The 300-nt window shown below is 66.3% G+C and carries 1 protein-coding gene; it reads right to left on the reverse strand.

Going from position 1 to position 300, the window contains the following annotated elements; all coding sequences use genetic code 11:
* Positions 1-240: NADH-quinone oxidoreductase subunit J (locus EN850_RS35480; protein ID WP_210238092.1), on the reverse strand; the 240-nt coding region annotated here is incomplete at its 3' end.
* Positions 241-300 lie beyond the last annotated feature (60 nt).

Below are 300 nucleotides of genomic sequence, written 5' to 3' on the forward strand. Positions count from 1 at the left end.
GGTTCCCAGTGCTCGCGCGGGGCCTGGCGCAGCGGAGCAGGCAGCACCGCTGCCGAAGGACGGTTCAACGGCCACACCGAGGAACTCGGCGCCCACCAGCAGCCACACGCAGGCGATGGAGAAGAAGGTCAGCACCAGGCAGAGCACGGCGTGAACCGGGTTGCGCACGCTGATCACCGCACCGGCCGAAACCGTTGCCGCGATGGCGAACACCCAGAAAGCGATATTTACCCAATCCATCTCTCGACCTCAGCGGTAAGCGGCATCGGCGGCGCGACGCTCGGCGATCTCGGATTCGAG

The organism is Mesorhizobium sp. M8A.F.Ca.ET.207.01.1.1 (assembly GCF_004794715.1).
GTDB lineage: Bacteria > Pseudomonadota > Alphaproteobacteria > Rhizobiales > Rhizobiaceae > Mesorhizobium.